We start from the raw sequence: 3,168 nt of genomic DNA on the forward strand, positions 1-3,168 counted from the left end.
GACTTGAACAGTGGGCGCATCGTGGTGGGCAGCGCGTCGTTGCCGGAAGTGGCAAACACCGCAGACGTTGCGTTGGAAAGCGAATAGCCGTGAAAGTCAAACGCCACAGTCTCTTTCTGCTCAGGCACCTGCTTGCCAAAGGCCGGGAAGATCGCGCCGTTCTGCCGAACCTCCTGCAGGCGCACGCCATTGCCCTCGGCCTTCCAGCGCCCACCGGCCAGCATGTCGAGCGAGCCGCCCATGAAGGTAAAGCAGAAGGTGTTGTCGTCCAGCAGCATCAGCTGCGCACGCGAATCAACAGAGCCCTGCGTGTAGCCACCCACATAAGGCTTTTCAGCCGCGGTCAGCGCATGCGCACCGGCCATCGGCAGCAAGGTGAGGGCGAAGGCGGCAAGCGTGGTGCCAGGAGGCTGGGAGATGGAGCGCATGGGCGGTGAGTCCGGTGGGGGTTGAAGCCAATGAATGTATTACAGCGGGTGCCCTGGTTGCGCCGGTATCAATAACCGGGCTTCGGTGCGCGGCAGCGGCCCGGGCGATGGATGCAGCCTTGTTGGGCGGTTTTCAAATATCAAAAGTGGCCGCAGACCAATAAGAACGTGCACGAGCAGCTATCAATTTAGTAGCGAGTCGCGTCCGCCGCAGGAACACAGCCAGCCTACTTGTCGTCAGAAAAGTAAGGCGCGCCCTGCAGGGCCGTCAGCGGCAGATAGAAAGTTTTCACAGGCACCAGCGGCGGCTGTTTCACGGACGTCGCGCGTCCGGCCGCTATCTCCGCGGCTTCTTCTTCGCTGGGGCGTTTGGGCTCAGCCAGCGCGGGCCGTATGCAGGCCGAGCGTATTCTTTCCAGGGCTTTTTCCGGCAACTCCTTGCGCGGGCCAAAGCGGCTGCCGTCGACATGCAGCACCTCACCATCCTTCAGCGTGGCAAGCTGGTTCAGCGGCGGGTTGCCAAACGCCGGGTTGTAGCCCACGCGCAGCGTGTTCGCGTCACCGCGCCGGTACTGCACCACGCGCAGCTGCTTGGGCTGGCCGTTGGCATCCACTTCCGCGTCGGCGATATAAAAGTAGCGCACCTGCGCCGCCGGCATGGGCGGCAGCTTGTAGCTGGAAGACCAGCCGTTGTGGCCGTCCTTGAAGAGCCGGCGCAGGCTGGTGGGCAAGGTCTCGTCAGTGCCCGTGGCAAACGCGACCGACACCGCGCGAGACAGCGAATGGCCGTGAAAGTCAAACTCCACGGGCCCTTTCTCAGGCAGCACCGCCCTGCCAAAGACGGGGAAGACGGAGCCGTTTTGCCGTACCTCCTGCAGGCGCACGCCGTTGCCCTCGGCCTTCCAGCGCCCGCCGGCCAGCATGTCGAGCGAGCCGCCCATGAAACTAAAACAAAACGTGTTGTCGTCCAGCAGCATCAGCTGCGCACGCGAATCGACCGAACCCTGCGTGTAGCCACCAACATACGGCTGTTCAGCCGGGGTAACAGCCAGCGCGCCGGCCAGCGGCAGCAGGGTGAGGGCGAAGGTGGCAAGCGTGGTGCAAAGAGGCCGGGAGCTTGGGCGCATGGGTATCCAGGTGGTGATGAAAGGGTGATGAAGGCAGTGAATGTATTACAGCGGTTGCCCAGCGGCGCCGCGCTCAATGCAAGCAGATGTCAGCGCGCGGACCAAGGCACTAAGGCACAAAGCGCGAAGCCACAAACGCCAGCCCCGCCAGCCCGCCCCACAGCAGCGCCGTTACCAGCCGGTTGCGTTCGTTTTCATGGTGCGTCATGAAGAGGTGGCCCAGCAGCCAGGTAATGCCACTGAAGCCAAACAGCAAACCGACCAGCGCGGCCGCGCCAGCGTAGACGCCATGCACCCATAAGGGGATGGCCATGAAAAGATGGCTTAGGCTGCGCGGCGAAAGAATCAGGTACAGGCCCAGGTAAAGCGAAACCTCAAATATCGGCACCGCCACCAGCGCAGCCACCAGCCGCCACAGCAGGCCTTCGCTTTCGTCAGGGGCCGGCCGGCGCTTGCGCAGGTAAGGGGGTCTATCCATGGGGTGGGACTATAGCGGTACGTCAGCGCACGGCGAAGTAACGACTGCGAGTTATTCACCAGCGGGGGCCGCGGTCCGGCTTTGCCGGCCTCAAGGCGCCCGTCCCCTGCAAGGGGAGAGGGGGCTACACGCAGTGAGCCCCAACAGGGGTGTGCCATTTATTCAACAGGGGTGTGCCAGCTTGCGCAATTGCGCATGCGCCGCATCTTCCAGATCCAGCGGCTGCTGCTGCTTGGCTTTTAAATAGCGGTTGGTAAACACATCCAGGTAAGCCTCCAGCGTTTGCGCCGCATGCGTTTCACCGGCCAGCTCCAGGCAGAGGGCGGCCACTTCAGACGTGCAAAAGTGCGTGTCGCGCTGCGAGCGGCGCAGCTTGTAGCGAGAAAGCTGCTCGCTCTGCAAACTCAGCACCGGCAAGTGGTTGAGATAGGGGCTTTTGCGAAACATCTTGCGTGCTTCGGGCCACGTCGCGTCGAGCAGCACAAACAGCGGGCGTTTGCCCTTTGTGCCATCAGTCGGGTCGGCAGGCAACACATCTGCCACCACCCGCTCAGCCGCCACAAACTCACCGGGAAAGACCAGGTAGGGCTGCCATTGCGGATCCGCCAGCAACGCCAGCAGCGCAGGGTCTACCTCGGTGCGCGCCCACTCAAACGCAAACGTGTCCGCCACCACATCGGCAATCAGCCAGCCCGTGTTGCTGGGTTTCAGCGCCTCGATGTCTGCCATGACCAGGCACACACCCGCGCGCGTGGGCACGCTGGGGCGCAGGGCGCACATGCAGTGGCTGGGCATCAGGCGGCAACCGGCGCAGCGCACATTGCGTGGGCCGCCACGGGCCAGGAACGGTTTGGAGGCGCGCGCCAGCCGCGCGGTGCGCAGGCGGGAAACTGCGTGAGCGGCCTGGGAAGTTGGGGTCATAGGCAGAGTATCGCCAAATCGCGCCGGGCTACTCCAGCTTCAAGCGACTTCAGGCCTTCTCAAGCTCTTGTTTCGCATGGGCTGCGCCCGGCCCGTTCGGTGCCAGCTCCAGGTAATTGCGAAACGCCTTCTTCGCCTTGTCGCCATCGCCCGCCCGTGCATGGGCGTCTCCCAGGTTCAGGTAGGCAATCGCGCGCGAAGGGTCCATCTTCAC

The 3,168-nt window shown here is 63.4% G+C and carries 4 protein-coding genes and 1 pseudogene; all 5 read right to left on the minus strand.

Going from position 1 to position 3,168, the window contains the following annotated elements:
• Positions 1–428, minus strand: a pseudogene (locus tag AC1DWI_RS17670) (hypothetical protein); the annotation flags it as partial.
• Positions 429–655: 227 nt separating this feature from the next.
• Entirely contained in the window at positions 656–1,555 is a 900-nt protein-coding gene (locus AC1DWI_RS17675; protein WP_477670542.1) for a hypothetical protein, read from the minus strand.
• Positions 1,556–1,664: 109 nt separating this feature from the next.
• Positions 1,665–2,033, minus strand: a complete 369-nt coding sequence (locus AC1DWI_RS17680; RefSeq protein ID WP_477670543.1) for a hypothetical protein — start codon at positions 2,031–2,033, stop codon at positions 1,665–1,667.
• A 162-nt stretch (positions 2,034–2,195) separates the two neighbouring features.
• On the minus strand, positions 2,196–2,954 hold the full coding sequence (locus AC1DWI_RS17685; RefSeq protein ID WP_477670544.1) for a tRNA-uridine aminocarboxypropyltransferase: 759 nt from the start codon (positions 2,952–2,954) through the stop codon (positions 2,196–2,198).
• A 49-nt stretch (positions 2,955–3,003) separates the two neighbouring features.
• A complete protein-coding gene (locus AC1DWI_RS17690) occupies positions 3,004–3,162 on the minus strand; it encodes a tetratricopeptide repeat protein (protein WP_477725329.1) in 159 nt (52 codons plus the stop codon).
• Positions 3,163–3,168 lie beyond the last annotated feature (6 nt).

The sequence above is a fragment of the Polaromonas sp. P3_C2 genome (assembly GCF_056402675.1).

What these genes read in the sequence shown, in the direction of transcription:
- AC1DWI_RS17675 (WP_477670542.1), bottom strand. Translation starts at nt 1,555, where the DNA reads ATGCGCCCAAGCTCCCGGCCTCTTTGCACCACGCTTGCCACCTTCGCC.
- AC1DWI_RS17680 (WP_477670543.1), bottom strand. Translation starts at nt 2,033, where the DNA reads ATGGATAGACCCCCTTACCTGCGCAAGCGCCGGCCGGCCCCTGACGAA.
- AC1DWI_RS17685 (WP_477670544.1), bottom strand. Translation starts at nt 2,954, where the DNA reads ATGACCCCAACTTCCCAGGCCGCTCACGCAGTTTCCCGCCTGCGCACC.
- AC1DWI_RS17690 (WP_477725329.1), bottom strand. Translation starts at nt 3,162, where the DNA reads ATGGACCCTTCGCGCGCGATTGCCTACCTGAACCTGGGAGACGCCCAT.